The organism is Ruegeria sp. E8 (assembly GCF_056533985.1).
Genome location: NZ_JBQFOY010000006.1, coordinates 186,835 through 206,506, shown reverse-complemented (window position 1 = coordinate 206,506; position 19,672 = coordinate 186,835). Strand labels below are relative to the sequence as shown.

Here is a 19,672-nt window from a genome sequence, read left to right as displayed (position 1 = left end):
CGCGCATGGGCGTGATCACCCATCAAGCGCGCCCCCTTGCCCCATTTTGCGCAAACCGTCAACAATCGTGGCCAATGCCATGCTGAGCGAGCCTTTGGCGAGCACAGTGTCACCATCCCGGATCAGGGCGGGCAGGTGATCGGCCATTTCGGCGCTGGTTGCGGACCAGAGGCCGCGTTTCCCGTCTGGCAATGCCTGGTGCATCGCTTGCATCAAAGGACCGATGCAATGGACCTGATCCACCTGCGCCATCGCTTTGATACCAGCCATGGCGGCATGCATCGCTTCTTCCTGCCTGCCAAGTTCCTTCATGTCACCCAAGAACGCGATGCGGCGAGCGCCTTGTGAGGCGGCCAGCACGTCCAGCGCGGCCTCCATCGAGGTTGGGTTGGCGTTATAGCTGTCGTCCAGTAGTTCGATCTGCCCACCGTTTGAAAGGAGCAGGCTTTCCCGCACGCCGCGGCCTTTCACCGGGGACCATGCGCGCAGGCCAGTAACGGCCTGATCCAGATCGAGGCCCATCTCAACGCAAGCCGCCAGAGCCCCAAGCGCATTCATGGCGAAATGCGTACCCGCGGAGTTCACTTCAAAGCGGATCGATTGATCGCCGACCATAGCCTCGGCTTTCACGGCATCCGCCCGCTGCTCAACATCTGCCAGCCGGTAATCCGTTGCGTTGAGGCCAAAATCGACAATCCCGGCCCCATGGTCCAGCGCCGTTTGGCGCAGGATGTCCGCGTGGTCGATATCGGCGTTGACGATCGCGGCACCGCCGGGTTCGAGTCCCTCGAAGATCGCGGCTTTCTCATGGGCGATGCCTGCGACGGATTCGAAGGCTTCCAGATGCACCGCAGCCACGGTTGTAACCAGCGCCACATGCGGGCAGGCCTGCTTGGCCAGCGGGGCAATTTCCCCCGGGTGGTTCATGCCGATCTCGATCACCGCAAATTCGGTGTCGCGCGGCATCCGCGCGAGGGTCAGCGGCACGCCCCAATGGTTGTTATAGCTGGCCACGCTGGCATGGGTCTTGCCTTGTGTTTCGAGGATCGTCGCCAGCATCTCCTTGGTCGAGGTCTTGCCGACGCTGCCGGTCACGCCCACGACGCGCGCATCCGTTCGCGCCCGTGCCGCCTGCCCCAACGCTTCAAGCCCCGCTTGAACATCATCAACAACCAACAGCGGCGCCCCATCCGGGACGTCTTTGGGAATACGAGAAACCAGAGCGGCGCCTGCGCCTTTTTCCAGTGCCTGTGCCACGAAATCATGCCCGTCCCGCGCGGCTTTCAACGCCACGAACAGATCGCCGGGCTGGAGCGTGCGCGTGTCGATGGATACGCCATTGGCGGTCCAGTCACTTGTCGCCTGACCACCGGTTGCCTCGGCGGCCTCGGATGCTGTCCAGAGCGTCATGCGACCCTCCCGTCCAGCGCGGCCACGGAAATGCTGGCCTGTTCCACATCATCGAACGGCAGAACCTGATCCCCCACGATCTGACCGGTTTCATGGCCCTTTCCGGCGATCAGAAGTGCGTCACCGGGTTGGAGTGCGTCGATGCCGCGCAGGATAGCTTCGGCACGGTCGCCGACCTCGGTCACACTGGCCTGAGATGCTGCCTCAACTGCGCCTGCCATGACAGCAGCACGGATGCTCGCAGGGTCTTCGCTGCGCGGGTTGTCATCGGTGACAAAGACCACGTCTGCGTGGTTGGCCGCGGCCTTGCCCATCAAAGGTCGTTTGGTGGCGTCGCGATCCCCGCCTGCGCCAACGATGGCGATCAGACGCCCCATCACGTGCGGGCGCAACGCCTTGAGAGCGGTCCCCACGGCATCAGGCGTATGGGCGTAATCCACAAACACCGTTGCACCATTGTCGCGGGTTGCGGCCAGTTGCATGCGCCCCCGAACCGTCGTCAGGTGTGGCAATGTTTCAAAAACCTGCTCGGGGTTATCGCCTGCGGCGACGACCAGCCCGCAGGCCAGCAGGATGTTTTCGGCCTGGAACCCGCCAATCAGGTTCAGACGGGTCTGGAAGGTTCGGCCCTGCCATGCAAAGCGCAGGTCCTGTCCGGTGGCATCGAACCGCTGGTTGATCAGGCACAGATCGGCATCGCCCAGCCCGACGCTCAGCACCGATTGTCCACGCGCCTCGGCGATCCGCCGGACCTGCGCCCCTTTCGGGTCGCTCAGGTTGATCACTGCCGTACCATCCTGCGGCAGAACACGGTCGAACAGACCGGCCTTGGCGGCGAAATACGCCTCGAAGGTTTCGTGGTAATCTAGATGGTCCTGCGTGAAGTTCGAAAACCCGGCAGCCGTCAGATGAACACCATCAAGACGGCGCTGTTCAAGGCCATGGGACGAGGCCTCCATCGCGGCGTGGGTCACGCCGTTCTCGGCCGCTTCGGACAGACAGCGGTGCAGGGTGATCGGTTCGGGCGTGGTGTGGGCCAGCGGTGCCGTCCAGGCGCCTTCGACCCCGGTGGTGCCGAGGTTGACGGCGGCGTGACCAAGCTCGGTCCAGATCTGGCGCACGAAGGTGGCGACGGAGGTTTTGCCGTTCGTGCCGGTGACGGCAACGATGGTCTGCGGCTGCGCGCCGAACCAAAGTGCAGCGGCACCAGCCAGCGCCTGTCGCGGATCCTCGACCACAACCAGTGCCGCGTCCGAGGCGGCAAGCTCGGCCTCGGCAATTTCGGCCCCTTCGGCATCGGTCAGGATCGCGGAGGCCCCCATGCGCAGGGCGAACTGGATGAACTCACCGCCATGTACACGGGTCCCGGGAAGGGCCGCAAAGAGAAAACCGTCTTTCACCTCGCGGCTGTCAACGGCCAACCCGGTGATATCAGGGTTTGCGCCCCCTCTTGCGGTCAGGGCCAGTTGGCTGAGTTTTTTCGTCCTTGTGCCCATGACCCACCTCTTGCCGGACAGCCTAGTTTGAGGTCAGCGTTATAGCAGCGCCCGCCTCAGGCTCAAGCCGGGGACGCAGCCCCAGTAAAGGTGCAACGCGACCGATGAGTTCCGCGGCCACCGGCACGGCGGTCCAACCGGCGGTGCGGCGCTTTTCGCCGTAGGCCACGATCGAAGGTTCATCCAGCGTAACGATCAAAACGTATTTCGGATCGTTGGCCGGGAAGATGGTTGCGAAAGTGGCGATGACCTTGTCGTCGTAATATCCGCCGCGCGGTTTGGGCTTGTCGGCGGTGCCGGTTTTGCCCGCCACGTCATAGCCTTTGACCTCGGCAAAGCTGGCCGTGCCGTCCGTTACCACTTTGCGCAGCATCTTCTGCGCCTGACGCGCGGTTCCCTGCGACATGACACGCGGACCGTATTGCGGGCCGTTCTGGCGCAGGATGGTCGGGCTGACATAGTGACCGCCATTGGCAATCGCCGCATATCCGGCAGCCAGATGCATCGGGCTGGTCGACAGGCCATGACCATACGAGATGGTCACAGTACTGAGCTCACCCCATTTCTTGGGCTTCAGCGGCGCGCCACCTTTGGCCTCGACAATCTCGAAAGGGGTCGGGTCGAACATGCCAAGCGAATTCAGGAAATCCTGCTGTCGGTCTGAACCGATTTGCAGCGCCAAGCGTCCTGTGCCCCGGTTGGAGCTGTGGACGATGACATCCGCAACGCTGATCTTGCCGTAGTTCTTGCCGTTGAACTCACCAATCGGGAAGCGCCCGATCTTCATCGGGCCGGATGTGTCGATGATTGTGTTCGAATTCACCAAGCCCAGTTCAACGGCCTGCGCGGCGGTGAAAATCTTGAACACCGATCCCAGTTCATAGACGCCCTGCACATAGCGGTTGAACAGCGGGCTGTCCGAAGGGTCAAAGCCCGAGGTCGGCGGGCGTGGGCGGTCATTCGGATCGAAGGATGGCAGCGAGGCGGCCGAGACAACCTCGCCCGTATGCGCGTTCATCAGAACTGCCGAGGCGCCCTTGGCGTTCATGATTTTCATGCCGCCATAAAGCACCTGTTCGACAGCGGCCTGAATCGTCAGGTCCAGCGACAGTTGCAGCGGTTTGTTGCCGTTGGCCGGGTCGCGCAGATAATCGTCGAACTGCTTTTCCACGCCGGCCACGCCGATCACTTCGGCGGCGCTGACGCCTTCGCGGCCAAAGCCTGACCCACCCAGGATATGCGCGGCCAGACGGCCATTGGGATAAAGCCGCATTTCGCGCGGACCGAACAGGATGCCCGGATCGCCGATGTCATGGACGGCCTGCTTCTGCTCGGGCGAGATACGTTTCTTGATCCACAGGAATTTGCGGTTGCCGGTGAAGTCCTTGACCAGACGCTCTTTTTCCAGATCGGGGAAGATCGCCACCAGTTGATCCGCCGCCGCAATCGGGTCGATCATCAGGGGCGGCTGGGCGTAAACGGAATACGTGTCCAGATTGGTCGCCAGAATGCGCCCTTCGCGATCCACGATGTTGGCGCGCTGCATGGCAATCGCCGCCCCCGGCGCGCTGGCCAAAGGCTCTTGCGCCTCAGATGTTGCCAACATGCCCATGCGGAAGCCGACAACGGAAAACGCGCAGAAAAAGAACAGACCCAGCACCAGCAGACGCCCTTCGGCGCGGGCGCGGGCGCGGTCTTTCATGTCTTCGTGGCGTTTGCGGATGTTCTCACGCTCAATCGCCTTGGGGTTTTCGCCTCGGGCGCGGGCGTCGAGGATGCGGGCCAGAGGGCGCAGGGGCGTGCGTGTCATGGAATCTGCACCTCGCCCAGCGCCTGAATGTCGGTGATACCCTGCAGCTCAAGCGGATCGACGATGGGCAGGTCAGGGTCCTCGGCATAGGCGATCTGATCGGCCCGCCCGAACTGTTCAGCCCGCAGCGGTAGCAGGCCAAGACGTTCAAAGTTCAAATCTGCCAGCTCGCGCAGCCGATCGGGGCGGTTCAGATAGGCCCATTCGGCGTTCAGGACGGCCAAACGTACCTGGGCCATACCGATCTCGCGCTGCAGAGATTGCGTTTCCTTCACGACCTGCTGGGTGCGGTAGTTTTCCTGATAGGCCCAGAGCGCCAATCCAAAAACGGACAGAGCGGTCAACACATACAAAACACTCTTCATCTTGCCCTTCCCCCCAGTTGCGGCATCCCGATGGCGCGGGCTTCAATTTCCCCCGCCGGTGCCTCGGTTCGGATTGCGACACGCAGCTTGGCCGAGCGCGCACGTGGATTTTCCTGCAATTCCTGCTCATCAGGACCCACCGCCTTGCGGGTCTTCAATGTGAATTGCGGCAGTTCCTGTTCCATCTCGGGCGCGTAGCGGTTCGCACGTCCTGTCTTGCCCGCGCGGGATTGAAAGAACCGCTTTACCATCCGGTCTTCGATGGAGTGAAAGGTGACAACGGCCAGTTGCCCGCCGGGTTTCAATGCGCGTTCGGCGGCCATCAAACCCTGAAAAAGCTCTTCATATTCCGCATTCACCGCGATCCGCAGACCCTGAAAGCTGCGCGTTGCGGGGTGCGATTGCCCCGGCTTGGGGCGCGGCAGACAGGATTCGATGATCTCGGCCAGACGCAGAGTTGTGGTGATCGGCGCGTCCACCCGCGCCTTGACGATGGCTTTTGCGATGCGGCGGCTGGCGCGTTCTTCGCCAAAATGAAACAGGATATCGGCCAGTTGTGCCTCGGTCGCCGTGTTGACCAGATCGGCGGCGCTCGCACCCTCCTGGCTCATCCGCATGTCCAGCGGGCCGTCCTTCATGAAGGAAAAGCCGCGTTCGGCCTGATCCAGCTGCATCGACGACACGCCAAGGTCCAGCACGACACCGTCCAGATCCTGCGCGTATTCGTCCATCCGCGAGAAAACACCGGGCTGCATTACCAGCCGGTCGCCATACTCACCTGCCCAGTCGGCGGCCATTTCAAAAGCCAGCGGGTCACGATCCACACCGACAACCTTGTCGGCCCCCGCCTCCAGCAAGCCGCGCGTGTATCCGCCCGCGCCAAAGGTGCCATCCAGCCAAATGCCGGATACCGGGGCTACTGCGGCCAACAGAGGGCGCAGCAGAACGGGGATATGGGGCTTATCGGAGGGGGAGACAGCGCCGGACATGCCGTCACCCGTCCCCAAGGCCATCGAGATAGACCATCGGGTCGAAATCGTCGGGCAGATCGTCCATCCACTCTTCGGCCTTGGCCAGTTCCTCGACCTCATAGGTCTCGGGCTTCCAAATCTGAAAGGTGTCACCGGCGGCGATAAAGAAAGCCTCGCCCTCCAGTTCGATCTTGCTGCGCAGCTTGGCGGGCAGAACCAGGCGGCCGGTTTCATCGACATTTGTCGGGAAAGACTGACCGTGGAACATGCGTTGCAGCATCTTGCGCTCCATCGAGCCGCGCGGAAGGGCATCGATTTTGGCGTCGACCTCGTCAATCGCCTGCATGGTATAGCATTCAAGGTATTTGCGGCGGTGGTCGCCATAGACAATAACAAGTTCCGGATTGTCACCGGGCTGCCAGTTGGGGTCCGAGGCTTCAAGCACACGGCGAAACGAGGCCGGGATCGAGACCCTGCCCTTCGTGTCCACCTTATGGTGGCTTTCACCTCTGAACCTGCGCGCCAAGACGACTGTCCCTTTCGCTTGCGCCCCACCTAGAATTCACGTTCCCCCGGATGAAAAACGGCGGGTTGATCTGCTGCCACTGATCAACCCGCCGCATTGACCCGCTGAGCGGGATGTCCAGCTGCACGCGCCACCTGGGGGGATGTCTGCTCGCCCGCGCGCCGGATCTCTTGATTGATGAAAGCGAGATGCCTGTATGAAACCTGATTATTTTTGGTCGGGGTCGTTTGGTGCCCCTGCTGCCTCGTCCTCATCGGATGAATAAGGGATGACATGGGAATTCATGGAAATCAATAGGAAATTTTTCGGGCGTGTCGCGGAAAACACGACCTAAACACAGTACCACATGGGAAATTGAACGTCATGGCACCATTTGTAGGAGAAGAGAAATTCACACCAACTATATATAGACAAGGAGGAGCGTGAAAATTTTTCCCGTGAATTCCCGAAAAATTTAAGAACCGGTCACTCAGGTTGGAAAACAGCGTTGTTCCGGGCAGCCATTCCGCAGAATCGTTCAGAGTTCTTCAATGATTCAGGGCCGATTTCCCCGCCACAACCAGCACCGCCCATGATTTCCCATAATCCGTCAGCCTTGAACTCGGCACTCGAAGGAACAGACAAACAATGCCCCTCGGGAAAGTGAGATGACGCGCCTCTCTTCTCTCGCAGGCACCTCGTGAATGGCTTTATTTCGCACAAATTGCCATCGACTGTGCTCAATTCTCAGGCGGGCAGTCAGAGGGCGGTATTTCCACCGATGGAAATGACCCTGGGTAACACCCAATTTTTTAAGGCGTTTCGCGATGTGAAAGAAAAAACCGAACCAATCTATGCGCTTGCTGCATAGCGGCATTGACGACGAGACCCATTGTGCAACTGCAGCATTTGCCTATTTTCAGCATCAAGCAAGGGCCGAGTGATATCGGCAACACAAGACAGACGGATGATGAAAATGGCATTTGCAGGCACACATACAGCACCCAAAAGCGCACCGGCGCTCGGATTGATCGCACTGGTCGAGACAGCCAAGACCCGCTTTGCGCGCTACCGTATGTACCGCAAGACAGTGAATGAACTGTCCGGGCTGTCGGACCGTGAACTGGCCGATCTGGGCCTGCACCGCTCGACGATCCGCCGGGTCGCGATGCAAGCGGCAGAAGACTACACCGCGCGCTAAGCGCACCAGAGATACCGAGATCAGACCCTTCCTCCTCCCTTTGGGTCTGTAATCAGCGGCAACGTCTTTCCTCCTCCCTGACGTTGCCGCACCTTATACCGGCCTCAAGATGCCGGACCCTCATACATCGAGGCTCTCCTCCTCCCTGCCTTGATGTTGAAAGCGCGCGGCGACGTCTTCCTCCTCCCTGACGTCGCCGCGACTTAACCCATACCGGGCTCGAACCCGGGTGCTGATACATCAGGGCTCTCCTCCTCCCTGCTCTGATGTTGCAAAGAGCGGCGGTTTCCCTCCTCCTCCCTGGGAACCGCCGCTTTTCTTTGCCGACAGCAAAAAGGGGCGCGCACACCCCCACCTTCTTCTGTTCAAAATACCTCGGAGCGCGAGGCAGAGCCTCGCAATAGATCAGAAAGGCACGTCGTCCTTGGCGGACAGAAAGCGCGAAACGACTTTCTTGATGCCTGCCTTGTCGAAATCGACCTCGACCTTATCGCCCTCGATCCCGATCACCGCGCCATAGCCGAATTTCTGGTGAAACACCCGTTCGCCCAGCGTGAAACTGGCCAAAGCCGTGGCGTCGATCACCGTGTTCCGGCTTTCCTTGGGCTGCGACATGCCGTATTGCCCCTGCCGCGCCTGCATCCGCTTCCAGCCTGGTGAGTTATAGACATTGGCTTCGGCTGCGCGCGTTTCGATTCCCGCCGTTTGCTGACCGCCGCCATAGAGGCCCGGAGGGGTCAGCACCTCGACATGATCTTCCGGAAGTTCGTCGATGAACCGCGACGGCATGGAGTTCTGCCATTGCCCGAACACCCGCCGGTTAGCGGCAAAAGAGATGGTGCACACCTCTTCGGCGCGGGTGATGCCGACATAGGCGAGGCGCCGTTCTTCCTCGAGGCCCTTGATCCCGGATTCGTCCATCGACCGTTGCGAGGGGAACAACCCGTCCTCCCATCCCGGCAGGAAAACGACCGGGAACTCCAGCCCCTTGGCCGCGTGCAGGGTCATGATCGACACTTTGGCACCGTCACTGTCCTGCTCATTGTCCATGACCAGGCTGACATGTTCCAGAAACCCTTGCAGGTTTTCGAAATTGTCCAGCTGGTTGACCAGTTCCTTGAGGTTTTCGAGCCGACCCGGCGCTTCGGGCGTCTTGTCGTTCTGCCAATGGGCGGTATAGCCGGATTCGTCGAGGATGATCTGGGCCAGTTCGATATGCGTATGTTCAGGCGCGCCATAGCGGATCGGCGACACGCCGTCATCGATCACCGCTTCATCATCAACTTCAATGCGAGGCCCGCGCGTCATCGAGTTCCAGCGCGCCAAACCGTCGATCAACTCGCGCAGCGCCTTGCCGCCCTTGCCTTTGACCAACCCGTTATCGACCGCGATCCGGGCCCCATCAACCAGTGACACCCCGTTTTCGCGCGCGGTCATCTGAATGGTTTGCTGCGCCTTGTCGCCAAGACCGCGTTTCGGCGTGTTCACGATGCGCTCGAACGCCAGATCGTCTTCGGGGCTGATCACCAGCCGGAAATAGGCCATGGCATCGCGAATCTCCATCCGCTCATAGAATCGCGGGCCGCCGATCACCTTGTAAGGCAGACCGATGGTCAGGAACCGATCCTCAAACGCGCGCATCTGGTGCGAGGCACGGACGAGGATCGCCATCTCATCAAGATCAAACTTTTGAAAAGCCGCTTCTAGGGAAAGCCCTTCTTGTTGTCTCGTTGTTAATTCCCAAACGAGATCTTCACTGTTTTCTTCCGCTAAGAAACTCTCGTGCTCTTTTAAGCGGCCTAATAGTTGCTCTCTACTATTAAGCCCTTCTAAAACACTTAGCTCCCCAAGACGCCTTATTTCCCTAACCATTTGCTCTGACCGAGAGTTTTCCCGTCGTTTAGCAAAAGGGGATCTACCGCTATGAAGGCCTTCGATTTCCTCGCCGATCCGGCGCGCTTCTTCCTCACCATCCCAGTGGCCGGTCAGACAGACTTTTTCACCGTTTTCGGCTGCAGTCCAAAGCTCCTTGCCCAGACGATTTTCATTGCCTCGAATGACATTGGAGGCTGCGGCCAGAATATGCGGGGTCGAGCGATAGTTCTGCTCCAACCGTACCACGTACGCGCCCGGGAAATCCTTTTCGAAGCGCAGGATGTTGCCCACCTCGGCCCCGCGCCAGCCATAGATCGACTGATCGTCGTCACCGACGCAACAGATGTTCTTATGCCCTCCGGCCAGCAAACGCAGCCACAGGTATTGGGCAATGTTGGTGTCCTGATACTCGTCGACGAGGATATAGCGGAACCAGCGCTGATATTGTTCCAGCACATCCGGGTGGGTCTGAAAAATCGTCACCATGTGCAGCAGCAGGTCACCGAAATCCGCCGCGTTCAGTTCGCGCAGACGGATCTGATATTGCGCGTATAGTTCAATGCCGTTGTTGTTATAGGCTCCGGCATCGGCGGTCGGCACTTTGTCCGGTGTCAGCGCTCGGTTTTTCCAATCGTCGATGATCCCGGCCAGCATCCGCGCGGGCCAGCGTTTGTCATCGATATTGGCGACCTGCACCAGTTGTTTGAGCAGGCGCAGCTGATCGTCCGTATCCAGAATGGTGAAATTCGACTTCAGACCGACCAGTTCCGCGTGGCGGCGCAGCAATTTTACGCAGATCGAGTGGAAGGTGCCCAGCCATGGCATCCCTTCGGCGGGCTGGCCCAGCAGCCGCCCCACACGCTCTTTCATTTCGCGCGCGGCCTTGTTGGTGAACGTCACCGACAGGATTTCGTTCGGGCGCGCGCGCGCTGTGTTGAGCAAATGCGCGATCCGGGCCGTCAGGGCCTTTGTCTTGCCCGTCCCGGCACCTGCCAACATCAGAACCGGACCATCCAGACGCTCGACCGCGTCCCGTTGCGCCGGGTTCAGCTCATCCAGATAGGGCGAAGGGCGCACGGCCATGGCCCGCGCCGACAACGATGCGCCTTCGAAGGCGTCCATTTCGTCAAAACTGCTCATTGTCCCAAACTACGCCGGATCAGCGCGAAGGGAAAGGGTTTGTTCACGGCTTGTTCGCAAGCTTTTCACAGTTCTTTTTGCATTCAATTCTAAACAAAGACGCCGCAGCCCAAAGCGCCCGTTAACCCTCTGTCAAACCTTGGCCCGGATGCTTGCCTCATTACCGTGGGAGCGTGAGAGCATGACAGAACCGGATCTGGACCCCCTTCTCCATCGGCTGAAATGGATCGGCATCACCCTATTGCTGATGGCCCTGGCGGCATCGGCAGGATGGGGTATCTACAAACTGCCCGCACCGCTGGTTGACCGAATGTTGCAGATCGACATCCTCAAGCAATCCGAGCTGTGGAAACGCCGTGTTGTTCTGCATCTCGAAAACCCCGAAATCGCGCTGCGCACCGGTAAAATCGCCGAACATGATGCCGAGTTTCTGTCCTCAATGCCCGAAGCGTCGGATGTGTATAGATTCAAGCTGTTCAATACGGCGGGCCGCGTGATCTGGTCCACCCGCCCTGATGAGATCGGCACCACCGAAGATCGGGCCTTTTTCCGCAATGATGTCGCCCGCGGAATGGTTCACTATATTCAGGAAATCGTGCCGCTGTCGGAAATCGACGGGCTTGATCTGCATACCGAAAATGCGGCGAACGCAACGCAACATAACGTGGCCGAGGTTTTTATACCGATCATGGATAATGGCCGCTTCCTCGGCGCGGTCGAGTTTTTTACCGATATCTCGGACCTGCGAACCACCTTTATCACGCGGCTCAGGATTTCACTGGCGGTTCTCAGCACGATTGCCCTGGTGGCCTTGGCCATGGTGTCGCTGGTGACATACCGCACCAACCGGTTTCAGGTGCGGGCGCTGCATAAGCAATCGGCCAAGGAACGTGACCTGATGGACGAACAGCTGCGCCTTGCGCGCGAGGTGCGGCTGCTGGGTGAATTGAACGAATGGCTGCAATCGAGCCGGTCGCTGGATGAACTGTTCGACATGGTGTCTCGCTTCATGACACATATCCTGCCCGAGGCTGAAGGCAGCGTGTATGTCTATTCCAACTCGCGCGATGTGCTGGATGGCTGCGCCAGTTGGAATGGCGGTGCACACAAGGCCCACATCCACCCCGAAGGATGCTGGGGATTGCGGCGCGGGCGGACTTATGAGTTCGGCGCGTCCGAGATCGATTTTGTTTGCGAACATGCCGAACCGCATGACGGGCGACCGTATTTCTGCTTTCCCATTCTGGCCCATGGGGAAACCGTTGGTCTTTTGCATCTGCGGGCGATTAAGGGGCATGAAGACAGTTTCAACAAAAGCCGCAAACTGGCGCAGCTATGTGCCGAACAGATCAGCATGGCGATTGCCAATGTGCGTATGCGCGATCAGCTTCATGACCAATCGGTGCGTGACCCGCTGACCGGGCTGTTCAATCGCCGTCACATGACCGAGACGCTGCGCAAATCCATCAGCCGCAGCCAGCAGACGGGCGCCGCGCTGAGCCTGATTGCGGTGGATGTCGATCACTTCAAAAAGTTCAACGACACCCACGGTCATGACGCGGGTGATATGGTCTTGCGCGCCGTTGGTGCCGCGCTGGAACAAGGCTGCGACCGGGATGAAACTGCCTGTCGCATCGGGGGAGAGGAATTCATGTTGATCCTGCCCGACAACAGCCCCGAGGACGCCATGACCCGCGCCGAACAGCTGCGTCAGGCGGTCGAAAGCGTGACTGTGCGCTATGGAGAGAAGGCCCTGCCCCGCATCACGATATCGATAGGGGTCGCGCATTACCCCGCCCATGGCACCATGCCACAGGACCTGATGCGCGCCGCCGACGATGCGCTTTATGTCGCCAAGGACAAGGGCCGCAATCAGGTTCAGGTCGCCTGTGGAAGCAAGGATCAGACCAAACGCGAACGGCCTGAAAGCAAGCAACCTTCGACAAATGCAGCGTAAAAACCTTGCCGAATCGTCTGGCAGGTCGGATCAATCTGCATGGACCTGCACAGCACCTATCCTGGCATACCGGATCTGAAACGTCGCGCGCGCCGCCGCCTGCCGCATTTCGTATGGGAATATATCGACAGCGGAACGGGAACCGAAACGACGCTGCATAGGAACCGTGCTGCGTTGGACGACGTGCGCCTCTGCCCTTCGATCCTGCACGGTGAGCTGGACTTCGATACGTCAAAGACGTTTCTTGAGACCCCCTATCCCTTACCTTTCGGCATTGCCCCAATCGGGATGTCCGGGCTGGTCTGGCCCGACGCGGAGCAGCTGCTTGCCCGCGCCGCCGCCAAGGCGGGGATTCCGTACACTTTGTCGACCGTTGCCAGTCAGAGCCCCGAAGATTTGGCGCCGCAACTGGGGGAAAACGCCTGGTTTCAGCTTTATCCGCCACGAGACCCCGGGATTCGTCAGGATATGCTGAATCGGGTGCGCCAGGCCGGATTTAAGACTCTGGTTCTTACAGCCGATGTTCCCGTTGCCTCACGCAGGGAAAGACAAACCCGGTCCGGTCTGAGGCAACCGCCGAAGCTGACCCCACGCCTGCTGGCGCAAATCGCCCAGAGGCCCGCTTGGGCGCTTGGCATGATGCGCAACGGCGTGCCGCATATGCGCACATTGGATAAGTACATAGAAAACCCGGGAGATTTGCCGCCAACAGCTCATGTTGGGTACCTGCTGCGGACGTCGCCGGATCTGGACTATGTCAAATGGCTGCGCGATCACTGGGACGGGCCGTATATCGTGAAAGGCGTGTTGCGCCCTGAGGATACGGCCAAGCTGGAACAGGTTGGTGTGGACGCCTTGTGGGTGTCGAATCACGGCGGACGTCAGTTCGACGCCGCCCCTGCCAGCATCGAGGTTCTTCCCGCTATCCGGGACGCGACGCGTCTGCCCCTGATTTTTGACAGTGGTGTCCAAGGCGGTCTGGATATCTTGCGTGCACTGTCGCTAGGTGCGGATTTCGTCATGCTTGGGCGCGCATTTTTGTATGGGTTGGCGGCACTTGGTGCAAAAGGGCCCGCCCATGTCATCGACATTCTGAGACAGGATCTGCACGCGAATATGGGGCAGATGGGATTGGCAAATCTGTGTCAGATTGAGAGGAAACTCTAAACATTTGATGCTGCGGCGCGGCAAAAGTATAAGAGCGCAGCGGCCAAAGGGCGTTTGCGAGCGATAACATGCCGGTTCTACCCAGAAGAACGGATGTACCTGCGCGTATTCTCCGCCCAATAAGACGCCCAACCAAACAAGACCGGGACCTACAATGACAGACTTCTCTAAGATCCTGATCGCCAACCGCGGCGAGATAGCCATCCGCGTAATGCGGGCAGCCAACGAGATGGGCAAACGCACCGTCGCTGTTTACGCTGAAGAAGACAAACTTGGCCTGCACAGATTCAAAGCGGATGAGGCGTATCAGATTGGCGAAGGGATGGGTCCGGTTGCAGCCTATCTGTCGATTGACGAGATCATCCGCGTCGCCAAACAATGCGGCGCCGACGCGATCCACCCGGGCTATGGCCTGCTGTCCGAGAACCCGGATTTCGTGGATGCCTGTGTGCAGAACGGCATCACGTTCATCGGCCCCAAGGCCGAGACGATGCGCGCCCTGGGCGACAAGGCCAGCGCGCGGCGCGTGGCCATCGCAGCGGGCGTGCCTGTTATTCCGGCCACCGAAGTGCTGGGCGATGACATGGACGCGATCCGGGCCGAAGCGAAGGAAATCGGTTACCCGCTGATGTTGAAAGCCAGCTGGGGCGGCGGCGGACGCGGGATGCGCCCGATCAACTCGGAAGACGAGCTGGAAGAAAAGGTTCTGGAAGGCCGCCGCGAGGCCGAGGCCGCATTCGGCAATGGCGAAGGCTATCTGGAAAAGATGATCACCCGCGCCCGCCATGTCGAGGTGCAGATTCTGGGCGACAAGCACGGTGAGATTTATCACCTGTACGAACGTGACTGTTCGGTCCAGCGCCGCAACCAGAAGGTCGTGGAACGCGCGCCTGCCCCGTATCTGTCCGACGAGCAGCGTGATGAAATCTGTGAACTGGGCCGCAAAATCTGTGCCCATGTGAACTATGAATGCGCCGGCACCGTCGAATTCCTGATGGATATGGAGACGGGCAAGTTCTACTTCATCGAGGTGAACCCCCGCGTTCAGGTGGAACACACCGTCACCGAGGAAGTCACCGGCATCGACATCGTTCAGGCGCAGATTCTGATCGCCGAAGGCAAGCCCTTGGCCGAAGCCACCGGTGCCGCCAGCCAGGCCGACGTTCACCTTAACGGTCATGCGTTGCAAACCCGGATCACCACCGAGGATCCGCAGAACAATTTCATCCCGGATTATGGCCGCATTACCGCTTACCGCTCGGCCACTGGCATGGGCATCCGTCTGGACGGCGGCACGGCCTATGCGGGCGGTGTGATCACACGCTACTACGATTCGCTGTTGACCAAAGTGACAGCCTGGGCCCCGACGCCCGACAAGGCGATCCACCGGATGGACCGCGCCCTGCGCGAATTCCGTATCCGTGGTGTCAGCACCAACATCGATTTCGTCATCAACCTTCTGAAGCACCCGACCTTCCTGTCGAATGAATACACCACCAAGTTCATCGACACGACGCCGGACCTGTTCGCCTTCAAAAAGCGCCGCGACCGGGGCACCAAGGTACTGACCTATATCGCCGACATCACCGTGAACGGGCATCCCGAGACCAAGGACCGCCCCGAGCCGCGCTCGGATTTGAAAGAGGCCAAGGCCCCCGCGCAGATGGGCGAACCGCAGATGGGCACCCGCAACCTGCTGGAACAAAAAGGTCCGCAGGCGGTTGCCGACTGGATGAAGGCGCAGCGCCAACTGCTGATCACCGACACCACCATGCGGGACGGGCACCAGTCGCTGCTGGCGACCCGGATGCGCTCGATCGACATGATCAAGGTGGCGCCGACCTATGCGGCGAACCTGCCGCAGCTGTTCTCGGTCGAATGCTGGGGCGGCGCGACCTTCGACGTGGCCTATCGCTTCCTGCAGGAATGCCCGTGGCAGCGTCTGCGCGACCTACGCGAGGCGATGCCGAACCTGATGACCCAGATGCTGCTGCGCGGTGCAAACGGGGTTGGTTACACCAACTATCCCGACAACGTGGTGCAGGAGTTCGTGCGTCAGGCTGCCAAGGGCGTCGACGTGTTCCGCGTCTTCGACTCGCTGAACTGGGTCGAAAACATGCGCGTGGCGATGGATGCGGTCATCGAGAACGGCAAGATCTGTGAAGGCACCGTTTGCTATACCGGTGATATCCTTGATCCAGATCGCGCCAAGTATGACCTGAAGTATTATGTCGGTATGGCGAAAGAGCTGCGTGACGCTGGTGCGCATGTTCTGGGCCTGAAGGACATGGCGGGGCTGCTGAAACCGGCCTCGGCCAAAATCCTGATCCGCGCATTGAAGGAAGAGGTCGGCCTGCCGATCCACTTCCACACCCACGACACCGCCGGCATCGCCAGCGCCACCATTCTGGCGGCGTCCGAAGCGGGCGTGGACGCAGTGGACTGCGCAATGGACAGCTTCTCGGGCAATACAAGCCAAGCAACGCTGGGCACCGTGGTCGAGGCGCTGCGCCATACCGACCGGGACACTGGCTTGGACATCAAGGCCATCCGCGAGATCAGCGATTACTTCGAAGCGGTCCGCGGCCAGTATGCCGCCTTTGAATCCAGTCTGCAGGCCCCGGCCTCAGAGGTGTATCTGCACGAGATGCCCGGCGGTCAGTTCACCAACCTCAAGGCGCAAGCGCGTTCGCTGGGTCTGGAAGAACGCTGGCACGAGGTTGCTCAGATGTATGCCGACGTGAACCAGATGTTCGGTGACATCGTGAAGGTGACGCCGTCCTCGAAGGTTGTCGGCGACATGGCGCTGATGATGGTCAGCCAGAACATGACCCGTGAACAGGTCGAAGACCCCAACACGGACGTGGCCTTCCCCGACTCGGTCGTGGATATGATGCGCGGCAATCTGGGCCAACCTCCGGGCGGGTTCCCTGACACCATCATCAAGAAGGTGCTGAAGGACGAGGTGCCCAATACCCAGCGTCCCGGCAAGGATGTTCCTGCAGTCGATCTTGAGGCAACCCGCGCCGAGCTGTCCAAGCAGTTGGAAGGTAAAGAGGTCGATGATGAGGATCTGAACGGATACCTGATGTATCCCAAAGTTTTCCTGGACTACATGGGCCGCCACCGGGTCTATGGCCCGGTCCGTACCCTGCCTACGCGCACCTTCTTCTACGGCATGGAGCCGGGTGAAGAGATCACCGCCGAAATCGATCCTGGCAAAACGCTGGAAATCCGCTGTCAGGCTATCGGTGAGACCGACGAAAACGGCGAAGTCCGCGTGTTCTTTGAACTCAACGGCCAGCCCCGTGTGATCCGCGTACCAAACCGGATGGTGACATCAACCACGCAGGCACGGCCCAAGGCCGAAGCCGGCAACCCCGATCACGTCGGTGCGCCGATGCCGGGCGTGGTGGCCACTGTTGCCGTAACTGCAGGCCAAGAGGTCAAGGAAGGCGACATGCTGCTGACCATCGAGGCGATGAAGATGGAAACCGGCATCCACGCCGAGCGCGACGCGACGGTCAAAGCCGTCCACGTGCAGCCCGGTGGCCAGATTGACGCAAAGGACCTTTTGGTCGAGCTGGAATAAGCTGGCGAACCGACTAAAGTTCTAAGGGCCGTGCGGGAAACCGCGCGGCCCTTTTCTATACTGGACCGGAGACACATCATGCTTGCAATCACCCCGATCTATGCGGCCCTGATCGCAATCCTTTACGTGACGCTCAGCGTCAGAGTGATTCTACAGCGCCGCAGCGACAAAATCTCGGTCGGGGATGGCGGCAGCAAAATGATGATCAAGGCGATGCGGACACATTCCAATTGCGCCGAATACGCACCAATCGCCCTTTTGCTGATCGCCATGGTCGAATTGCAGAGCGCAGGTGCGCTGCTGTTGCATGTGCTGGGTCTGATGCTGTTGACCGGGCGTTTACTGCACGCCTACGGGTTCGGAAGAACGCCGCAGATCGTCATCCTGCGACAGCTCGGAATGGGGCTGACTTTTGTGGCTATATTATTGGCGGCCATCGCGAATCTGGTTTTGGCGCTCTGATCTCAGGGGGGACTCAGCCTGCCAAAACTTGCGTCTCGATCAGCGGGGGGTGCATCAGGGGTGGCTCGACCTCAGCCACCCGATCTTCGTCCTGCACACAGATCATCGTTGTCAGTACAATCAATACAGCCAGCAAAGCCATTTTCAGGTCCGCAGTATTTGCCATTTTCCTCTCTCAGCCCCTCTTGTTTTGTGATGCCTTGGATTTTGAACGCGTCAGCCCCGGGTTTCCGTCGAAAGATTTTTCCGCTTTTTTGTGTTTTTCCGCTTGCAGCCCTGCGCGGGAATTTATACATCCCTCCTCACTCAACGGCGCGGGCGTAGCTCAGGGGTAGAGCATAACCTTGCCAAGGTTAGGGTCGGGCGTTCGAATCGCCTCGCCCGCTCCATTGAGAGGTCTTCGGACCAGCATATGTATCTGATGCGGGCGTAGCTCAGGGGTAGAGCATAACCTTGCCAAGGTTAGGGTCGGGCGTTCGAATCGCCTCGCCCGCTCCAGATACCAAACTCTCCGAACATTCTGGTCCTTTCGCAGGTGTTGCGCCATTCTGGGCAAGTAATGCAATGCAGGATTCACCCATGTCTGACTATGTCATCCGCCCCCTGACCGCTGATGAGTTGCAGGAGGCCGTGGATTGGGCCGGTCGAGAAGGGTGGAACCCCGGCCACCATGATGCGACCTGTTTCCACGGTACTGATACTGAGGGGTTTCTGGGCGGGTTTCTGGATGGCGAGATGGTCGCGTCCATTTCGATCGTCCAATACGGCGACGGGTTTGCCTTCCTTGGGTTCTATATTGTCCGGCCAGAGTTCCGCGGTTCCGGCCACGGATTGAAGATCTGGCAACATGCGCTTGCAAATTGCGGTGCAGGCAACGTTGGTCTGGATGGGGTCGTCGATCAGCAGCACAATTACCGCAAGTCGGGCTTCGACTTCGCGTATAACAATTACCGCTTCACGGGGACAGTCGCAGGGATTCAGCGCGCATTGGCACCATCGGCAGGTGTTGAGACCCTCACTTCGGCGTCCGAGGCTTTGATTGCCTATGACCGTCAGCTGTTCCCTGCCCCACGAGACGCGTTCTTGCGGGGTTGGATAAATGCGCCTCGGCATATTAGTCGCGTGTATTCGGAAGGCGGCCAAATCAAAGGCTATGCAACGCTGCGCCCGTGTCACACCGGATACAAGGTCGGACCTTTGTTCGCGGACCGCGCAGACATTGCCGAGGCTTTGCTGGCGTCTCTTTTGGAAACTTTGCCAGCGGAACATGGCGAACAAGAGGTTTTCATCGACATGCCGCAACCCAATGCGGCGGCTTTTGCCCTGGCCGAAAAGCTGGGGCTGGAAAAAGTGTTTGAAACGGCGCGGATGTATTCCAGTCATCAACCGGAAATCGACCTGAACCGTATCTTTGGCGTGACGACGTTTGAACTGGGTTAGAACGCCTTGAACGTCATGGTGGTCAGGGATCGTTCGATATTGGGGATCACCAGCAGGTTTTCGTTGATGAAATGGCCCACATCCTCGGTTTCCGGGATATAGAGCTTGAGCAGCAGGTCATATTCGCCGCTGGTGGAGTAAAGCTCGGAATGGATTTCGCGCAGCGCGATATCTTCGGCGACCTTGTAGGTGGTGCCGGGTTTGCAGCGGATCTGGATGAAAACGCAGGTGGACATGATGCGGCCCTGTTGGTTCGAGTTTCCCGCAGGCTGGCATGGCGG

At 59.5% G+C, this 19,672-nt stretch carries 15 protein-coding genes and 2 tRNA genes; 8 read left to right on the top strand and 9 right to left on the bottom strand.

The annotated features are described in order from the left end of the window. Nucleotides 1-15: 15 nt before the first annotated feature. The 6 genes from ACR0LF_RS10910 to mraZ are packed head-to-tail and all read right to left on the bottom strand — an operon-like array spanning nucleotide 16 to nucleotide 6,578. On the bottom strand, nucleotides 16-1,410 hold the full coding sequence (locus ACR0LF_RS10910) for a UDP-N-acetylmuramoyl-tripeptide--D-alanyl-D-alanine ligase (protein WP_480578566.1): 1,395 nt from the start codon (nucleotides 1,408-1,410) through the stop codon (nucleotides 16-18). Next, complete coding sequence (locus tag ACR0LF_RS10905) at nucleotides 1,407-2,906, bottom strand: UDP-N-acetylmuramoyl-L-alanyl-D-glutamate--2,6-diaminopimelate ligase (RefSeq protein WP_480578564.1); 1,500 nt, start codon at nucleotides 2,904-2,906, stop codon at nucleotides 1,407-1,409. Before ACR0LF_RS10905 ends, ACR0LF_RS10910 begins: the two co-directional genes overlap by 4 nt. Nucleotides 2,907-2,928: 22 nt before the next feature. Beyond that, nucleotides 2,929-4,716 (bottom strand): peptidoglycan D,D-transpeptidase FtsI family protein, encoded by a 1,788-nt coding sequence (locus tag ACR0LF_RS10900; protein ID WP_480578562.1) that lies wholly within the window; start codon nucleotides 4,714-4,716, stop codon nucleotides 2,929-2,931. After that, nucleotides 4,713-5,081, bottom strand: coding sequence for a cell division protein FtsL (gene ftsL, locus ACR0LF_RS10895; RefSeq protein WP_480578560.1), 369 nt, complete (start codon nucleotides 5,079-5,081; stop codon nucleotides 4,713-4,715). Before ftsL ends, ACR0LF_RS10900 begins: the two co-directional genes overlap by 4 nt. Next, complete coding sequence (gene rsmH, locus ACR0LF_RS10890) at nucleotides 5,078-6,070, bottom strand: 16S rRNA (cytosine(1402)-N(4))-methyltransferase RsmH (protein WP_480578558.1); 993 nt, start codon at nucleotides 6,068-6,070, stop codon at nucleotides 5,078-5,080. Before rsmH ends, ftsL begins: the two co-directional genes overlap by 4 nt. A 4-nt stretch (nucleotides 6,071-6,074) precedes the next feature. Continuing rightward, a complete protein-coding gene (gene mraZ / locus ACR0LF_RS10885) occupies nucleotides 6,075-6,578 on the bottom strand; it encodes a division/cell wall cluster transcriptional repressor MraZ (protein WP_480578556.1) in 504 nt (167 codons plus the stop codon). A gap of 955 nt (nucleotides 6,579-7,533) precedes the next feature. Between mraZ and ACR0LF_RS10880 the strand changes: the two genes are divergently transcribed. Further along, nucleotides 7,534-7,758, top strand: coding sequence for a DUF1127 domain-containing protein (locus ACR0LF_RS10880; RefSeq protein ID WP_480578554.1), 225 nt, complete (start codon nucleotides 7,534-7,536; stop codon nucleotides 7,756-7,758). A 405-nt stretch (nucleotides 7,759-8,163) separates the two neighbouring features. Here ACR0LF_RS10880 and ACR0LF_RS10875 read toward each other — a convergent pair whose 3' ends face one another. After that, on the bottom strand, nucleotides 8,164-10,773 hold the full coding sequence (locus tag ACR0LF_RS10875; RefSeq protein WP_480578552.1) for an ATP-dependent helicase: 2,610 nt from the start codon (nucleotides 10,771-10,773) through the stop codon (nucleotides 8,164-8,166). Between the two features lie 181 nt (nucleotides 10,774-10,954). Between ACR0LF_RS10875 and ACR0LF_RS10870 the strand changes: the two genes are divergently transcribed. From ACR0LF_RS10870 to ACR0LF_RS10855, 4 genes are all read left to right on the top strand, one after another. Further along, nucleotides 10,955-12,730, top strand: coding sequence for a sensor domain-containing diguanylate cyclase (locus tag ACR0LF_RS10870; protein ID WP_480578550.1), 1,776 nt, complete (start codon nucleotides 10,955-10,957; stop codon nucleotides 12,728-12,730). 39 nt (nucleotides 12,731-12,769) lie between these two features. Next, a complete protein-coding gene (locus tag ACR0LF_RS10865; RefSeq protein WP_480578548.1) occupies nucleotides 12,770-13,897 on the top strand; it encodes an alpha-hydroxy acid oxidase in 1,128 nt (375 codons plus the stop codon). Between the two features lie 154 nt (nucleotides 13,898-14,051). After that, nucleotides 14,052-17,489 carry a pyruvate carboxylase gene (locus ACR0LF_RS10860; RefSeq protein WP_480578546.1) on the top strand — a complete coding sequence of 1,146 codons (3,438 nt, stop codon included), beginning with the start codon at nucleotides 14,052-14,054 and terminating at the stop codon, nucleotides 17,487-17,489. 78 nt (nucleotides 17,490-17,567) lie between these two features. Continuing rightward, nucleotides 17,568-17,951 carry an MAPEG family protein gene (locus tag ACR0LF_RS10855; RefSeq protein WP_480578544.1) on the top strand — a complete coding sequence of 128 codons (384 nt, stop codon included), beginning with the start codon at nucleotides 17,568-17,570 and terminating at the stop codon, nucleotides 17,949-17,951. A gap of 13 nt (nucleotides 17,952-17,964) precedes the next feature. On the opposite strand, the gene ACR0LF_RS10850 is transcribed toward ACR0LF_RS10855, so the two are convergent. After that, nucleotides 17,965-18,117: a hypothetical protein gene (locus tag ACR0LF_RS10850; protein ID WP_480578542.1), complete on the bottom strand. Its 153-nt coding sequence runs from the start codon at nucleotides 18,115-18,117 to the stop codon at nucleotides 17,965-17,967. 148 nt (nucleotides 18,118-18,265) lie between these two features. On the opposite strand from ACR0LF_RS10850, the gene ACR0LF_RS10845 reads away from it, so the two are divergent. The 3 genes from ACR0LF_RS10845 to ACR0LF_RS10835 all read left to right on the top strand — a co-directional run bounded on the left by ACR0LF_RS10845 (nucleotide 18,266) and on the right by ACR0LF_RS10835 (nucleotide 19,391). Continuing rightward, nucleotides 18,266-18,340, top strand: a tRNA-Gly gene (locus ACR0LF_RS10845). Nucleotides 18,341-18,374: 34 nt separating this feature from the next. Then, nucleotides 18,375-18,449 (top strand) — tRNA-Gly (locus tag ACR0LF_RS10840). Nucleotides 18,450-18,530: 81 nt separating this feature from the next. Next, nucleotides 18,531-19,391, top strand: coding sequence for a GNAT family N-acetyltransferase (locus ACR0LF_RS10835; protein ID WP_480578540.1), 861 nt, complete (start codon nucleotides 18,531-18,533; stop codon nucleotides 19,389-19,391). Here the strand turns inward: ACR0LF_RS10835 and ACR0LF_RS10830 are convergent. Continuing rightward, nucleotides 19,388-19,627, bottom strand: a complete 240-nt coding sequence (locus ACR0LF_RS10830) for an Lrp/AsnC family transcriptional regulator (RefSeq protein ID WP_480578538.1) — start codon at nucleotides 19,625-19,627, stop codon at nucleotides 19,388-19,390. The genes ACR0LF_RS10835 and ACR0LF_RS10830 overlap by 4 nt on opposite strands. Between the last annotated feature and the right edge of the window lie 45 nt (nucleotides 19,628-19,672).